This window comes from Streptomyces sp. NBC_01750 (assembly GCF_035918095.1).
Classification (GTDB): Bacteria; Actinomycetota; Actinomycetes; order Streptomycetales; family Streptomycetaceae; genus Streptomyces.
The window spans coordinates 4,072,406-4,086,392 of sequence record NZ_CP109137.1 but is presented as its reverse complement, the minus strand read 5'-3'; the positions used below and the strand labels follow the sequence as shown (position 1 = coordinate 4,086,392).

Here is a 13,987-nt window from a genome sequence, read left to right as displayed (position 1 = left end):
GGTGGGCGGTGCGCGGGGTCAGCCCTGCCGCGCGGCAGCCTTCAGAAGTGCCGCCACGTCGAGTTTGACCTCGGCGCCGATCGATGCGGGGAGGGCGATCAGCTCGCCCGGTGCGTGGACGCGGTGGTTGTCGTACCCGTTGGAGACGGGGTCCGTCAGGACATGGAGGCGGTCGTGCTTACGGTCGACGATCACGTAGACCGGGATCTTGGCCTCGGCGTAGGCGGCGACCTTGTTCCGAAGATCCTGCTGGTAGTTGGTGGAGGTGACTTCCAGAACCAGACGGAAGACGGCCGGGTCGTAGCAGTTGTTCTCGACAAGGTGCTCTTGGAAGTCGGCGTCGACGACGGCGAGGTCCGGGATGGCATAGTCTTCCGGACCTCCCGGCAGCCAGAGGCCGACCGCCTGGAGCACCTTTGACTCCTCGCCGTGCAGACCAGCGGAGAGGAAGGGGATCATGAGGTCGGTCAGGGCCCATGCATGGGCCCCGTCCGGCGGCGGCGTCACGGTGAGGGTGCCTCCGATGATCTCGACGCGGTAGCCGGGGTGCTGTTCCGCGAGACGGTGGGCCGCCTCGAGCAGCGTTTCCGGCTCGCCATCACAGGGGTGCTCAGCTGCTGCGGCAGACATGCGGGCCTCCTGGTGGCTGGTGTCGAGACCATCATCGTAGGCCGGTGGACCACCGTGTGTCCGGTGCGCCGCCCGTCACTCGCACGCGTGAGTGGCCGCCGTACGGGTGACACCGTGCCCGTCGCGCCGGCGCGCAGCAGCGAACGCCCCGCACGCACGAGGGGCCCGTGCGCGACACGCGCCCGGGCCCCTCGTCGTACAGGCTTCGGTTACAGCTTCTCGATCACGTAGTCGATGCACGCCGTCAGCGCCTCGACGTCCGCCGGGTCGATCGCCGGGAACATCGCCACGCGCAGCTGGTTGCGGCCCAGCTTGCGGTACGGCTCGGTGTCGACGATGCCGTTGGCGCGCAGCGTCTTGGCGACCGCCGCCGCGTCGATCTCGTCCGCGAAGTCGATCGTGCCGATGACCTGCGAGCGCTTCGCCGGGTCGACGACGAACGGCGTCGCGTACTTGGACGCCTCGGCCCAGCCGTACAGCGTCCGTGAGGACGTCGCCGTGCGCCGGACCGACCAGTCCAGGCCGCCCTGGCTGTTCATCCAGGTCAGCTGCTCGTTCAGCAGGAAGAGCGTGGCCAGCGCCGGAGTGTTGTACGTCTGGTTCTTCAGCGAGTTGTCGATCGCCGTCGGGAGGCTGAAGAACTCCGGGACGTGACGGCCCGAGCCGTGGACACGGGCGGCGCGCTCGAGTGCGGCCGGGGAGAAGACACCGATCCACAGGCCGCCCTCGGAGGCGAAGGACTTCTGCGGGGCGAAGTAGTAGACGTCCGTCTCGGCGATGTCGACCGGCAGGCCGCCCGCGCCGGAGGTCGCGTCGACCAGGACCAGCGAACCCTCGTCCGCGCCCGCGACGCGCTTGATCGGGGCCGCGACGCCGGTCGAGGTCTCGTTGTGCGTGAAGGCGTAGACGTCGACGCCGGCCTCGGCCTCCGGGTCCGGGTGCGTGCCAGGGTCGGAGGTGATCACGCTCGGCTCGGCCAGCCACGGCGCGAGCTTCGACGCCTTCGCGAACTTGGAGGAGAACTCGCCGAAGGACAGGTGCTGCGACTTGTTCTCGATCAGTCCGTGCGTCGCGATGTCCCAGAAGGCGGTGGAGCCGCCGTTGCCCAGGATCACCTCGTAGCCCTCGGGGAGCCGGAACAGGTCGCGTACGCCATCGCGCACCGCGCCGACCAGGTTCTTCACCGGGGCCTGGCGGTGGGACGTACCGAGGAGAGAGGTGCCGGTGGCGGCCAGGGCGTCCAGCGCCTCCGTACGCACCTTGGAGGGGCCCGCGCCGAAACGGCCGTCGGCGGGCTTGATGTCAGCGGGAATCTGGATCTCAGCCACGTTCGGGAGCGTATACCGGTCCGGCGGCAGGACGGATACGCGGTCCGGCGAATGAGACGGCCGTCTCGGCCGTACAGGGGCCGCTGAGCTGCGTGTCAGTCCTCGTCGGGCAGCGACAGCGCGTGCACGTGCTCGATCAGCGCGAGCAGGACGAACTTGCTGGAGGAGTGGTCCCGCGCGTCGAACTCCACCAGCGGTATCTCGGGCCCGAGCGCGAGCGCCTCGCGGATCTGGTCGTCGCTGTGGAGCGGGCCGCCGAGGTCGTTCACGGCGACGATGAAGGGCGTGCCGTTGTCCTCGAGACGGTCGATCGCGTACCCGGCGTCGTCGAGGGAGCGGGTGTCGACGAGGACGACCGCGCCGAGGGTGCCGGCGAAGACGCGGTCCCAGAGGAACCAGAAGCGTTCCTGGCCGGGTGCGCCGAAGAGGTACAGAACGCTGTTCTCGTCGATCGTGAACCGGCCGAAGTCGAGGGCGACGGTGGTGGCGGATTTTTTCCGCACGGGGGTGGTGTCGTCGGGGCTGGGGCCGTCGCGGCTCATCGCCTCCTCTGTGTGCAGCGGACGTATCTCGCTGACGGAGCGGACCATGGTCGTCTTGCCGACTCCGAAGCCGCCTACGACGACGATCTTCAGAGTGTTGACAGTCGTCCCGGCGAGCGTGGGGTGGGGCTGCGCCGGGGAGACCGCTCGCGTGACGCGGGTCATCGGATTTCGTCGGTGCCGGTCATCGAGTGTTGCCTTCCGGGGGTGGCGGTGGCAGTAACTGGAGCCGCTTGTTCCTGATCAAGTGGTCGTCACTATAGGAGAGTTGCCGATCGCATTGGGAATTTCCTGTGGGGTTTCCCTGCGGGCTGTGCGGTGCGGCGGGCACAGCTGGCACGTTTCCTTCGGGTGTGACGAGAGAGACAGGGGCATCCTGAGACACATGGCTGAACAGCGACAGGTACAGCGGGGCAGCCGGAGCGGTCAGAACCGCCGGGAGACGGGCGAACTGGCCCGCGCGCTCACCCGGGCGGTACGCGGCGAGGTGGACTTCACCCCGGCCGCCCGGGCGCTGATGACCATGGACGCGTCCAACTACCGGCGCGTGCCGGTCGGCGTCGTCGCGCCGCGCGACGCCGAGGACGTGGCCGCCGCCCTGGACGTGTGCCGGCGCGAGGGGGTGCCGGTGGTGCCGCGCGGCGCCGGGACCTCCATCGCAGGTCAGGCCACCGGCATCGGTGTCGTCCTGGACTTCACCCGCCATATGAACGCGGTGGTGGAGGTGGACGCGGCGGCGCGTACGGCGGTGGTGCAGCCCGGTGTCGTCCTGGACACCCTGCGGACCGCCGTACGGCCGCACGGGCTGACGTTCGGACCCGACCCGTCCACGCACAGCCGCTGCACGCTCGGCGGGATGATCGGCAACAATTCGTGCGGCTCGCACTCGGTGGCGTGGGGCACGACCGCCGACAACATCCGGAACCTGTCCGTGCTCACCTACGGCGGCACGGAACTGCGGCTCGGGCAGGGCTGGGAGGGCGGCGCGCCGACGGGGCTGCGGGAACTGGTCGACCGGAATCTGGCGCTGTTGCGGACCGGGTACCCGGACGGGCTGCCGAGGCGCATCTCCGGATACGCGCTGGACGCTCTGCTGCCCGAGAAGGGCGTCGATCTGGCGCGGGCCTTCTGCGGCAGCGAGGGCACCCTGGGCGTGCTGACCGGGGCGAGCGTACGGCTGGTCGATGCGCCGCGCGCACGGGCGCTCGCCGTGCTCGGCTACGCCGACGAGGGCACAGCGGCGGAAGCGGCCCCGGGCCTGCTGGCGCACCGCCCGCTGACCGTCGAGGGCATGGCCGAGGACCTGGTGCGGGACGCGCAGGGGCTGCCGCGCGGCGGTGCCTGGCTCTTCGTGGAGACGGGCGGCGACACGGCGGCCGAGGCGCGGGCGCGGGCGGACGGCATTGTGCGGGCGGCTGACGCGCTGGATGGCACGGTGGTGGACGACCCGGCCGGCATGCGGGCGCTGTGGCGGGTGCGCGAGGACGCGGCGGGGACGGCGACCAGGACCGCCGACGGCGGCGAGGCCTGGCCGGGGTGGGAGGACTGCGCGGTGCCGCCGGCCCGGCTGGGTGCGTATCTGCGGGACTTCCGCGCGCTGCTCACCGAGCACGGTCTGCGCGGTACGCCGTACGGGCACTTCGGGGACGGCTGCATTCATGTCCGTATCGACTTCGACCTGATGAGTGCGGAGGGGGTGCGGCGCTTCCGGCGGTTCTCCGAGGAGGTTGCGGAGCTGGTGGTCGCGCACGGCGGCTCGCTGTCTGGGGAGCACGGCGACGGTCAGGCCCGCGCGGAGCTGCTGCCGAAGATGTACGGCGACGAACTGGTCGGCCTCTTCGGCCGGTTCAAGGACCTGTGGGACCCGGCGGGCGGCATGAACCCGGGGATGCTGGTCCGCCCGGACCGCCTCGACGCCAATCTCCGCTTCTCCGTCCTGCCGACGAAGCCGGTGGAGGTCGCCTTCGGCTATCCGCACGACGGCGGGGACTTCTCGGTGGCGGTGCGGCGGTGCGTGGGTGTGGCCAAGTGCCGCGTATCCGGGCCCGGTTCAGGGACGGACGTCATGTGCCCGTCGTTCCGAGCCACGGGCGAGGAGGCCCACTCGACGCGCGGCCGGGCCAGGCTGCTGCACGAGATGCTCGCGGGCGAGGTCGTCCGCGACGGCTGGCGCTCGGAGGAGGTACGGGACGCGCTGGATCTGTGTCTCTCCTGCAAGGGCTGCCGGAGCGACTGCCCGGTGGGCGTCGACATGGCCACGTACAAGGCGGAGTTCCTGCACCACCACTACGCGGGCCGACGCCGGCCGGCCTCGCACTATGCGATGGGGTGGCTGCCGGTGTGGCTGCGGGCGGCGGCGCCGTTCGCACGGGTGGCCAACGCGGTGGCCCGGGTCCGGCCGCTGGCGGCGCTCGCCAAACGGCTGGGCGGGATCGCGCCGGAGCGCGAGCTGCCGAGGCTCGCACCGGTCACGTTCCGGCGCTGGCTGGGTGAGTACGTGGCCGACCGGACGGCGGTCCTCACGACCGGCCGTACGGCCGTGCTGTGGCCAGACACCTTCACCGACCATCTGTCGCCGTCCGTGGGCCGGGCGGCGGTGCAGGTCATGGAGTCGGCGGGCATCGGCATCGTGCAGCCGCCGGGGCGGGTCTGCTGCGGCCTGACGTACGTCTCGACCGGCCAGCTCGACCGGGCTCGTACGGTCATGCGCCACACACTGGACACGGTGGAGCCGCTGCTGGAGCTGGGCTACCCGGTCGTCGTACTGGAACCGAGCTGCGCGGCGGCCCTGAAGACGGACCTGCCGGAGCTCCTGTCCGACGACCCGCGGGCGGCCCGCCTGGCCTCGTCCGTCCGCACCTTCGCCGAGGCCCTGGAGGAATGCGCCCCGGACTGGATCCCGCCGAGGATCGACCGGGCGGTGGCGGGCCAGACGCACTGCCACCAGCACGCGGTCCTGGGCGACGCGGCGGACCGCCGACTTCGCGAACGCGCGGGTCTGAAGGGCGAGTTGAGCGGCGGCTGCTGCGGCCTCGCGGGCAACTTCGGCTTCGAGCGGGGCCACTACGCGGTGTCGGTGGCGTGCGCGGAGGACCAGCTGCTCCCGGCGGTCCGCGCGGCGGGCGAGTCCGCGGTGGTCCTGGCGGACGGCTTCTCCTGCCGTACGCAGCTGGAGCAGGTGGAGGGGCGACGGGCGCGGCATCTGGCGGAGGTACTGGCGGAGGGCCTGGGACTCACCCGGTCGTGAGCTGCTCGACCGTGAGCTCCTCGACCAGCTGCGGGTCCTGGGTGAAGTCGCTGTATCGCACCCAGGTCGGCCGCACCCTCACATGGGTGATGCCGGGCCAGGTGAGACGGTCCCGGCCGTCGGGATACGCGGCGAAGTAACACTGCTGAATGCGTTCGAGCTCGGGGCCGGTGGGGAAGTCCGCGACGCCCTCGAGCTGCACGGTGATCGCGTCGTCCCAGCCGATGACGAGTGCGACACGGGGGTCGGCGCGCAAGTTCAGGCACTTGCGCGTCGTCTCGACGGTGTCGAACACGATCTCGAGCTCGTCACTGACCGCGAATCCGACGACCGCGGCCTGGGGTGTTCCGTCCGGGGTCACTGTCGCCTGGACGGCGAGCTTGTACCGGCGAAGGAACCACATCAGCTCGTCGCGCTTCATGGGACCTGTCTATCAGGGCGGTGACGGGGCAGCCCGTCGGCTCACTCCGGTGGTACGCCGGTGAGGGGCAGCCCGGGTCGGGTGCGTCGCGGTTCGGTGAGCAGGCGACCAAGGCCAGGGATGGCCGCGGGCCCGCCGCCACATTGCCTCGATGATACAAACATGGTGTCATCGAGGCATGCTCTTTCAAAGCCCTGACCTCGACGCCGCGGATCTGCGTACCCTCGATGAGATCGAGGCGATGCGTCAGGAACTGCGTCACATGCTTCCCTCCAGTCGGCGGTGGACCAAGCAGCTCCGGCGCAACCTCACTGCTCGCGCCATCGCGGGGTCCAACACCATCGAGGGCTATGCCGCAACGGTCGATGACGTCGAGGCCCTGATGGCCGGCGAGGAGCCGCTGGACACAAGCGACGCGACCCGCAAGGAGCTGGAGGGCTACCAGCGGGCCATGACGTACATCCAGGCCCTCTCCGATGCGGGTGAGGAGTTCCGCTATGACGTCGGGCTCATCAACGGCCTCCACTGCATGATCCAGGAGCATCACCCTCTGAAGCGGCCGGGACGGCTGCGGAAGAAGTCGGTGTACGTCTCAAGCCCTGAAGACGAGATGGTTCCCGTCTATACGGCGCCGGACAGCGACAGAGTGCCGGCGCTCATGGAAGAACTGGCCGCTTGGCTCAACAGCGGTGATCTCGACGTGCCCGTGCACGTGCGAGCCTCCATGGCTCACCTGAACCTCGTGAAGATCCACCCGTGGGCGGACGGGAACGGCCGTATGTCGCGCGCGCTGTCGACGCTTGTCTTCTCGCGCGAAGCGCTGGTGCCGCCTGAGTTCTCCTCGATCGAGGAGTGGCTGGGGCAGGGCCAGAACACGTACGCCTACTACGCCGTGCTGAACGAGACGGGCGGCTCGGAATGGAGTCCGGGAGCCGACACTTCGGCCTGGGTGAAGTTCTGCCTCACCGGGCATCACGTCCAGGCGCAGCAGGCGCAGCGCCGCATCGACCTGTACTCCCGCGGGTGGATTGCCCTCGTCGAAGCCGCGGCGGCGACGGGCCTTGATGAACGTGTCGCAGCGGCACTGCTTCCTGCGTTCACCGGCGGTCGGGTCCGTCGGCCTGTCTACCAGATCGACGCGGAGCTGAGCGTCCAGCAGTCCACGCGCGACATCCGCCAGATGGTCCGGCTGGGATGGCTGCAGCAGCACGGAGAGGCCAGAGGACGGTTCTACACGGCCGGACCACGCACGGTCGCCGTTCGAGATGTCATCCGGCGATCGACGGAGCCGTTCATCTATCCCTACCGCCGCTGACGCCTGACGCACTTTGCGTGTTCCGGTCAGCCGGCTGAGCGGGCGCGCACGACCGGGGGTCAGCCGCCGGGGTAGTCGGTGAACGGCTCTGAATGAGCCAGTGCCGTCTCCCGATACTCGGCGAACTCGCGTGCTCGTCCTGACTCGAGGACCGCTGCGCCGAGAAACGCCCCGTCCTCGTCGTACTCAGTACCCCTGTGTCCGTCGAATCGAAAAGCCAGAAGTCGGGAACGTCTTCAAGAGGGTTCGGCTGCTTGAGATCGCACGTTGCTGACCAGCTTGGAGACCTTCATCGTATGAGTTCCCCTCTCGCCTGCCCTTGGTGCCGACCTCTCGATGTTCCCGAGGTGGGTACCCAAGGGTCAAGGGATCACAGTTGAGGGAACAGGAATCCGTGGCGCGTCACCCACGTGGCGGTGCAGCCCACTTCGGAGCAGCCACCTCCCGCGCCAGCGCCGCCAGTTGAGATACCGCCGGATGCGGCGCCGACTCGCGCCACGCCAGCAGGACCGGTGCCGGTGGCGCGTCCGACAGAGGGCGGTACGTCACGCCCGGGTGCGGGTGCATCTCCGCCGTCGAGGCCACCGACGCTCCCGTGCCCCGGCCGGCCGCGATCGCCGCGAGCCAGTCGTCCGTGTTGGCGACGGTGAGGGTCGTCGTCGGGCGGGAGTCCGCGGGCCACAGGTCCGGCGTCGTCAGACCGGAGACCGTGTTCAGGATGACCGGCCCGGCCGCCAGGTCCGCGAGGGTCAGGGAGGCGCGCGCCGCAAGGGGGCCGTCCGACGTCACAGCTGCCACCCGGGGCTCGGTGAAGAGCAGCTCGGTGACCAGGCCGGGCGTTTCCACCGGGCCGCGCAGCACTGCCGCGTCGACCTCGCCGCGGGTAAGGCCCGCCGTGCGGTCGTCGATACGGAGGAGTTCCAGCGGGGTGTCCGGGTGGTCCTGCTGCCAGCGGCGCAGCAAGGGGGTCGTGTACGGGCCGAGGGCGGACCAGGCGTGCCCGAGCCGCAGCGGCCACCTGCGCAGCCGGCCGGGATCCAGGGCATCGTCGAACGCGGCCACCGCGGCCGCCGCCTTGTCGCGAAAGGCCCGGCCCTCGGCGGTGAGGGCGAGATGGTGCGTGGAGCGGTCGACGAGCCGGATGCCGAGGTGGTTCTCCAGTGCCGCGAGAGCGCGCGAGACGGTGGGCTGGGCCACGTGCAGCCGGGCCGCGGCCCTGGTCACGCTGGACTCTTCCGCGATGGCCAGGAAGCAGCGGAGATGGCGCAGCTCGATGCTCATGTGTCTGGAGCATAACCGCAGCCCAATTGGCATTTCACGCAGCGCTTCCGCGCCCGTAGCGTGGAGGGGGTCGGCGGCCGGATCAGCCAGGGAGGTTTGCGGTGGACGAAGCGCGCACCACTGTCGTCGCGGGCGAGCTCGAGGCCGCCGCGGCCCTGGATGCCGCCGAAAGCCGGAGCCGGAACCGCGGCCGGGGCCGCAGCCTCCGCCCCGGTGTCGGCAAGGGATCCCGTCGCGCCGTCGGCCCCGTCGCGCTCGTCGTCGCCGGTGGACTCTCCGTGCAGTTCGGCGCCGCCATCGCCGTACTGCTCATGCCGCGCGCCGGAGCCCTTGGTGTGGTCACCCTGCGACTCGTCCTCGCCGCCGTCGTCCTGCTCATCGTCTGCCGGCCCCGACTGCGCGGGCACTCGCGCGCCGACTGGGGCACGGTCATCGCCTTCGGCACCGCCATGGCCGCCATGAACGTGCTGTTCTACCAGGCCGCTGACCGGATCCCGCTCGGATCGGCGGTCACCTTCGAGGTCCTCGGGCCGCTCGCGCTCTCCGTGATCGTCTCGCGGCGGCCGGTGAACCTTCTCTGGGCCGGGCTCGCGCTCGGCGGAGTCGTCCTGCTCAGCGGCGGCGGCTTCGACCGGCTCGATCCCGTGGGCGCGGTGTTCGCGCTCTCCGCCGGTGCCATGTGGGCGGCGTACATCGTCTTCAGCGCCCGGACGGGACGCAGATTCCCGCAGGCCGACGGACTCGCGCTGGCGATGGCGGTCGGCGCCGTGCTGAGTCTGCCGCTCGGGATCGCGGAGGCCGGATCCCAGCTGCTCGTGCCGTCCACGCTCGGTCTCGGGCTCGCCGTCGCACTGATGTCGTCCGTCCTCCCGTACACGCTGGAGCTGCTCGCGCTGCGCCGGCTGCCGGCCCCGACCTTCGCGGTGCTGATGAGCCTGGAGCCGGCGATCGCCGCCACGGCCGGGTTCCTCGTACTGCATCAGGACCTTTCCGTGATCGACGCACTGGCGATAGCGCTGGTCATCGCGGCGAGCATGGGAGCGGTACGTACGCAGGTGGCCAGAAAGGCACAGTAACCAAAGCAAGCATGCTTGCTTGTTTCTCCGGTCGCTGCCATGCTCCGGGACACACAACGTCGTGTCCCGAGGGAGCGCACCGTGTCCGACCCGGCCGTCGTACTTGACGACTTGCGCAGTGAAAGCGATGAACTCGACCTGATGGTGAGGGAGTTGACCCCCGCACAGTGGGCGGGGCCGACACCCGCGCCGCGCTGGAGCGTCGCCCATCAGATCGCCCACCTCGCCTGGACCGACGCCGCCGCGCTGCTCGCCGTCACCGATCCCGAGGCCTTCGCCGCCCAGATCGAGAAGGCGCTCGCCGCGCCGGACTCCTTCGTCGACGAGGGCGCCGAGGCGGGCGCCGCGCTGCCGCCCGGTGAGCTGCTGGCCCGCTGGCGCGACGGCCGCGAGCGGCTGCAACAGGCTCTGCGCCAGGCCCCGGCCGGAACCCGCTTCCCCTGGTACGGGCCGCCGATGAGCGCCGCCTCGATGGCGACCGGGCGGCTGATGGAGACCTGGGCGCACGGACAGGACATCGCCGACGCGCTCGGCGCCGTCCGCGAACCGACCGCACGGCTGCGGCACGTCGCCCACATCGGGATCCGGGCGCGCGACTTCGCCTTCGGAGTACGGGGGCTGACGCCGCCGGCCGATCCCTTCCGGGTGGAGCTGACCGCGCCCGGCGGCGAGCTCTGGGCGTACGGCCCCGAGGACGCCGCGCAGCGCGTCACCGGGCCCGCTCTCGACTTCTGTCTGCTGGTCACGCAGCGGGCCCACCGCGACGATCTCTCCGTACGGACCCAGGGCGCCGACGCGGACCGGTGGCTGGACATCGCGCAGGCCTTCGCGGGACCTGCCGGACCCGGCCGCGGCCCCAAGGCGGCGTGATGCTGCGGATCGGGAACGCCTCCGGCTTCTACGGCGACCGCTTCGACGCGATGAAGGAGATGCTCACCGGCGGGCCGCTGGACGTACTGACCGGCGACTATCTCGCCGAGCTCACCATGCTCATCCTCGGCCGCGACCGGCTGAAGGACCGCAGCCTCGGCTACGCCAAGACCTTCCTCAGGCAACTGGAGGAGAGCCTCGGGCTCGCCCACGAGCGCGGCGTGAAGATCGTCGCCAATGCGGGCGGGCTCAACCCGGCGGGCCTGGCGAACGCGGTACGCGAGCTCGCCGACCGGGTCGGCGTCCCGGTCTCGGTCGCGCACGTCGAGGGCGACGACCTCGCCGCCCGCTTCCCGGGCGCCCTCAGCGCCAACGCCTACCTCGGCGGCGCCGGTATCGCCGAATGTCTGCGCGCCGGGGCCGATGTCGTCGTCACCGGCCGGGTCACCGACGCCGCCCTGGTCACCGGGCCCGCGGCGGCGCACTTCGGCTGGGGGCCCGAGGACCACGACGCGCTCGCGGGCGCGGTCGTCGCGGGACACGTCCTCGAATGCGGCACCCAGGCCACCGGCGGCAATTACGCGTTCTTCAGCGGCCATGACGTACGCCGCCCCGGCTTCCCGCTCGCCGAGATCCACGCCGACGGCACCTGCGTCATCACCAAGCACGACGGCACGGGCGGCCTCGTGGACGTCGGCACGGTCACCGCTCAGCTGCTGTACGAGACCGGAGGCGCGAGATATGCAGGGCCGGACGTCACCGCCCGCCTCGACACCGTACGGCTGGCGCAGGACGGACCGGACCGGGTACGGATCTCCGGAGTACGCGGCGAGGCCCCGCCGCCCCGTCTGAAGGTCGGACTCAACCGGCTCGGCGGCTGGCGCAACGAGGTCGTGTTCGTACTCACCGGACTCGACATCGAGGCCAAAGCCCGGCTGGTCCAGGAGCAGTTGGAGGAAGCCTTCGGCAAGTCCCGTCCGGCGGAGGTGCGCTGGGAACTGGCCCGCACCGAGCGGCCCGACGGCGACACCGAGGAGCGGGCCAGCGCGTATCTGCGCCTCGTGGTGCGCGACAGCGACCCGGAGAAGGTCGGGCGCGCGGTGAGCGGCGCGGCGATCGAGCTGGCGCTCGGCAGCTACCCGGGCTTCCATGTGACGGCACCGCCCGGGAAGGGCGCGCCGTACGGGGTCTTCGAGGCCGAGTACGTGGACGCGGCCGAGGTCACGCACACGGCCGTCCTGCCGGACGGGCATCGGGTGGCGGTGCGGACTCCCGTACACACGAAGGAAGTCGGGCACCTGGAAGAGGCCGGCGCGCTGCCCGAGGCACTGGACACCGCCGGGCCCCACCGCGCCGCCCCGCTCGGGCTGATCGCCGGCGCCCGCAGCGGCGACAAGGGCGGTGACGCCAATGTCGGGGTGTGGGCGAGGACCGACGACGCCTGGCGCTGGCTCGCCCACGAACTGACCGTGGACCGCTTCCGCGCGCTGCTCCCCGAGACCACGGGGCTGTCGGTCGTACGCCATGTCCTGCCGAATCTGCGGGCCCTGAACTTCACGGTCGAGGGGATCCTCGGCGAAGGCGTCGCGGCGCAGGCGCGCTTCGACCCGCAGGCGAAGGCGCTCGGCGAGTGGCTCCGCTCGCGGTACGTCGACATCCCGGAGGAACTGCTGTGACCGTGCTCGCCTCGGCCCTCGACCCCGCGGGCCCCGAATACGCCGCCCACCGCGACACCATGCTCGGCAAGCTCGCCGCGCTGGACGCCGAGCACGCCAAGGCGCTCGCGGGCGGCGGGGAGAAGTACATCGCCCGGCACCGGGGGCGCGGCAAGCTGCTGGCGCGCGAGCGGATCGAGCTGCTCCTCGACCCCGACACGCCCTTCCTCGAGCTGTCCCCGCTCGCCGCCTGGGGCAGTGACTATCCGCTGGGCGCGTCGATGGTCACGGGCATCGGTGTGGTGTCGGGCGTCGAATGCCTGATCACCGCGAACGATCCGACCGTGCGCGGCGGGGCGTCCAACCCCTGGACGCTGAAGAAGGCCCTGCGCGCCAACGAGATCGCGTACGCCAACCGCCTGCCCTGCATCTCCCTCGTCGAGTCCGGCGGTGCGGATCTGCCCTCCCAGAAGGAGATCTTCATCCCGGGCGGGGCGCTCTTCAGGGACATCACCCGGCTGTCGGCGGCCGGTATTCCGACGATCGCGGTCGTCTTCGGGAACTCGACGGCGGGCGGGGCGTACGTCCCCGGTATGTCCGACCACACCATCATGATCAAGGAGCGGTCGAAGGTCTTCCTCGGCGGACCGCCGCTGGTGAAGATGGCGACGGGTGAGGAGAGCGACGACGAGTCGCTCGGCGGCGCGGAGATGCACGCCCGTACGTCGGGCCTCGCCGACTACTTCGCGATCGACGAGGCGGACGCGCTGCGGCAGGCGCGGCGGGTCGTTGCCCGTCTCAACTGGCGCAAGGCGCACGCCGATCCCGGTCCGGCTGCGGCGCCCAAGTACGACGAGGAAGAGCTCCTCGGCATCGTCCCCGGCGATCTGCGCACGCCCTTCGACCCGCGCGAGGTCATCGCGAGGATCGTCGACGGCTCGGACTTCGACGAGTTCAAGCCGCTGTACGGGCCGAGCCTGGTGACCGGATGGGCGTCGCTGCACGGCTATCCGGTGGGTGTGCTCGCCAATGCGCAGGGCGTGCTGTTCAGCGCGGAGTCGCAGAAGGCGGCGCAGTTCATCCAGCTCGCCAACCAGCGCGATGTGCCGCTGGTCTTCCTGCACAACACCACCGGCTACATGGTCGGCAAGGAGTACGAGCAGGGCGGCATCATCAAGCACGGCGCGATGATGATCAACGCGGTGTCGAACTCGCGCGTCCCGCATCTGTCGGTCCTGATGGGCGCGTCGTACGGGGCCGGGCACTACGGCATGTGCGGGCGGGCGTACGACCCGCGGTTCCTCTTCGCCTGGCCGAGCGCCAAGTCCGCTGTGATGGGGCCGCAGCAGCTGGCGGGCGTGCTGTCGATCGTGGCGCGGGCGTCGGCGGCGGCGAAGGGACAGCCGTACGACGACGAGGCGGACGCGGGCCTGCGCGCGATGGTGGAGCAGCAGATCGAGGCGGAGTCGCTGCCGATGTTCCTCTCCGGGCGGCTGTACGACGACGGGGTCATCGACCCGCGCGACACGCGGACGGTGCTGGGGCTCTGTCTGTCCGCGATCCACACGGCACCGGTCGAGGGCGCGCGCGGCGGCTTCGGCGTCTTCCGGATGTGAGGCAGT

Annotated in this window: 11 protein-coding genes; 6 read left to right on the top strand and 5 right to left on the bottom strand. The window is 70.9% G+C overall.

The annotated features are described in order from the left end of the window. Positions 1 to 18: 18 nt before the first annotated feature. The 3 genes from OG966_RS18190 to OG966_RS18180 all read right to left on the bottom strand — a co-directional run bounded on the left by OG966_RS18190 (position 19) and on the right by OG966_RS18180 (position 2,665). Positions 19 to 630: a Uma2 family endonuclease gene (locus tag OG966_RS18190; RefSeq protein ID WP_326650738.1), complete on the bottom strand. Its 612-nt coding sequence runs from the start codon at positions 628 to 630 to the stop codon at positions 19 to 21. 209 nt (positions 631 to 839) lie between these two features. Then, positions 840 to 1,958 (bottom strand): phosphoserine transaminase, encoded by a 1,119-nt coding sequence (gene serC / locus OG966_RS18185; protein WP_326650737.1) that lies wholly within the window; start codon positions 1,956 to 1,958, stop codon positions 840 to 842. A gap of 95 nt (positions 1,959 to 2,053) precedes the next feature. Next, on the bottom strand, positions 2,054 to 2,665 hold the full coding sequence (locus tag OG966_RS18180) for a GTP-binding protein (protein ID WP_326650736.1): 612 nt from the start codon (positions 2,663 to 2,665) through the stop codon (positions 2,054 to 2,056). A 220-nt stretch (positions 2,666 to 2,885) separates the two neighbouring features. On the opposite strand from OG966_RS18180, the gene OG966_RS18175 reads away from it, so the two are divergent. After that, positions 2,886 to 5,747 (top strand): FAD-binding and (Fe-S)-binding domain-containing protein, encoded by a 2,862-nt coding sequence (locus OG966_RS18175; RefSeq protein WP_326650735.1) that lies wholly within the window; start codon positions 2,886 to 2,888, stop codon positions 5,745 to 5,747. On the opposite strand, the gene OG966_RS18170 is transcribed toward OG966_RS18175, so the two are convergent. Further along, entirely contained in the window at positions 5,734 to 6,168 is a 435-nt protein-coding gene (locus tag OG966_RS18170) for a pyridoxamine 5'-phosphate oxidase family protein (RefSeq protein ID WP_326650734.1), read from the bottom strand. The two genes, OG966_RS18175 and OG966_RS18170, sit on opposite strands and share 14 nt — an antisense overlap. A 178-nt stretch (positions 6,169 to 6,346) precedes the next feature. On the opposite strand from OG966_RS18170, the gene OG966_RS18165 reads away from it, so the two are divergent. Then, on the top strand, positions 6,347 to 7,483 hold the full coding sequence (locus OG966_RS18165; RefSeq protein ID WP_326650733.1) for a Fic family protein: 1,137 nt from the start codon (positions 6,347 to 6,349) through the stop codon (positions 7,481 to 7,483). A gap of 402 nt (positions 7,484 to 7,885) precedes the next feature. Here OG966_RS18165 and OG966_RS18160 read toward each other — a convergent pair whose 3' ends face one another. Further along, positions 7,886 to 8,764: a LysR family transcriptional regulator gene (locus tag OG966_RS18160; protein ID WP_326650732.1), complete on the bottom strand. Its 879-nt coding sequence runs from the start codon at positions 8,762 to 8,764 to the stop codon at positions 7,886 to 7,888. 155 nt (positions 8,765 to 8,919) lie between these two features. Between OG966_RS18160 and OG966_RS18155 the strand changes: the two genes are divergently transcribed. The 4 genes from OG966_RS18155 to OG966_RS18140 all read left to right on the top strand — a co-directional run bounded on the left by OG966_RS18155 (position 8,920) and on the right by OG966_RS18140 (position 13,981). Beyond that, on the top strand, positions 8,920 to 9,840 hold the full coding sequence (locus OG966_RS18155) for an EamA family transporter (RefSeq protein ID WP_326655271.1): 921 nt from the start codon (positions 8,920 to 8,922) through the stop codon (positions 9,838 to 9,840). 81 nt (positions 9,841 to 9,921) lie between these two features. Continuing rightward, on the top strand, positions 9,922 to 10,710 hold the full coding sequence (locus OG966_RS18150; RefSeq protein WP_326650731.1) for a TIGR03084 family metal-binding protein: 789 nt from the start codon (positions 9,922 to 9,924) through the stop codon (positions 10,708 to 10,710). Then, the gene (locus OG966_RS18145) at positions 10,710 to 12,386 is read left to right on the top strand and encodes an acyclic terpene utilization AtuA family protein (protein ID WP_326650730.1); all 1,677 of its coding nucleotides are present in this window, start codon (positions 10,710 to 10,712) and stop codon (positions 12,384 to 12,386) included. Before OG966_RS18150 ends, OG966_RS18145 begins: the two co-directional genes overlap by 1 nt. Further along, positions 12,383 to 13,981, top strand: a complete 1,599-nt coding sequence (locus OG966_RS18140; RefSeq protein WP_326650729.1) for an acyl-CoA carboxylase subunit beta — start codon at positions 12,383 to 12,385, stop codon at positions 13,979 to 13,981. The genes OG966_RS18145 and OG966_RS18140 overlap by 4 nt, the downstream gene beginning before the upstream one ends. Positions 13,982 to 13,987 lie beyond the last annotated feature (6 nt).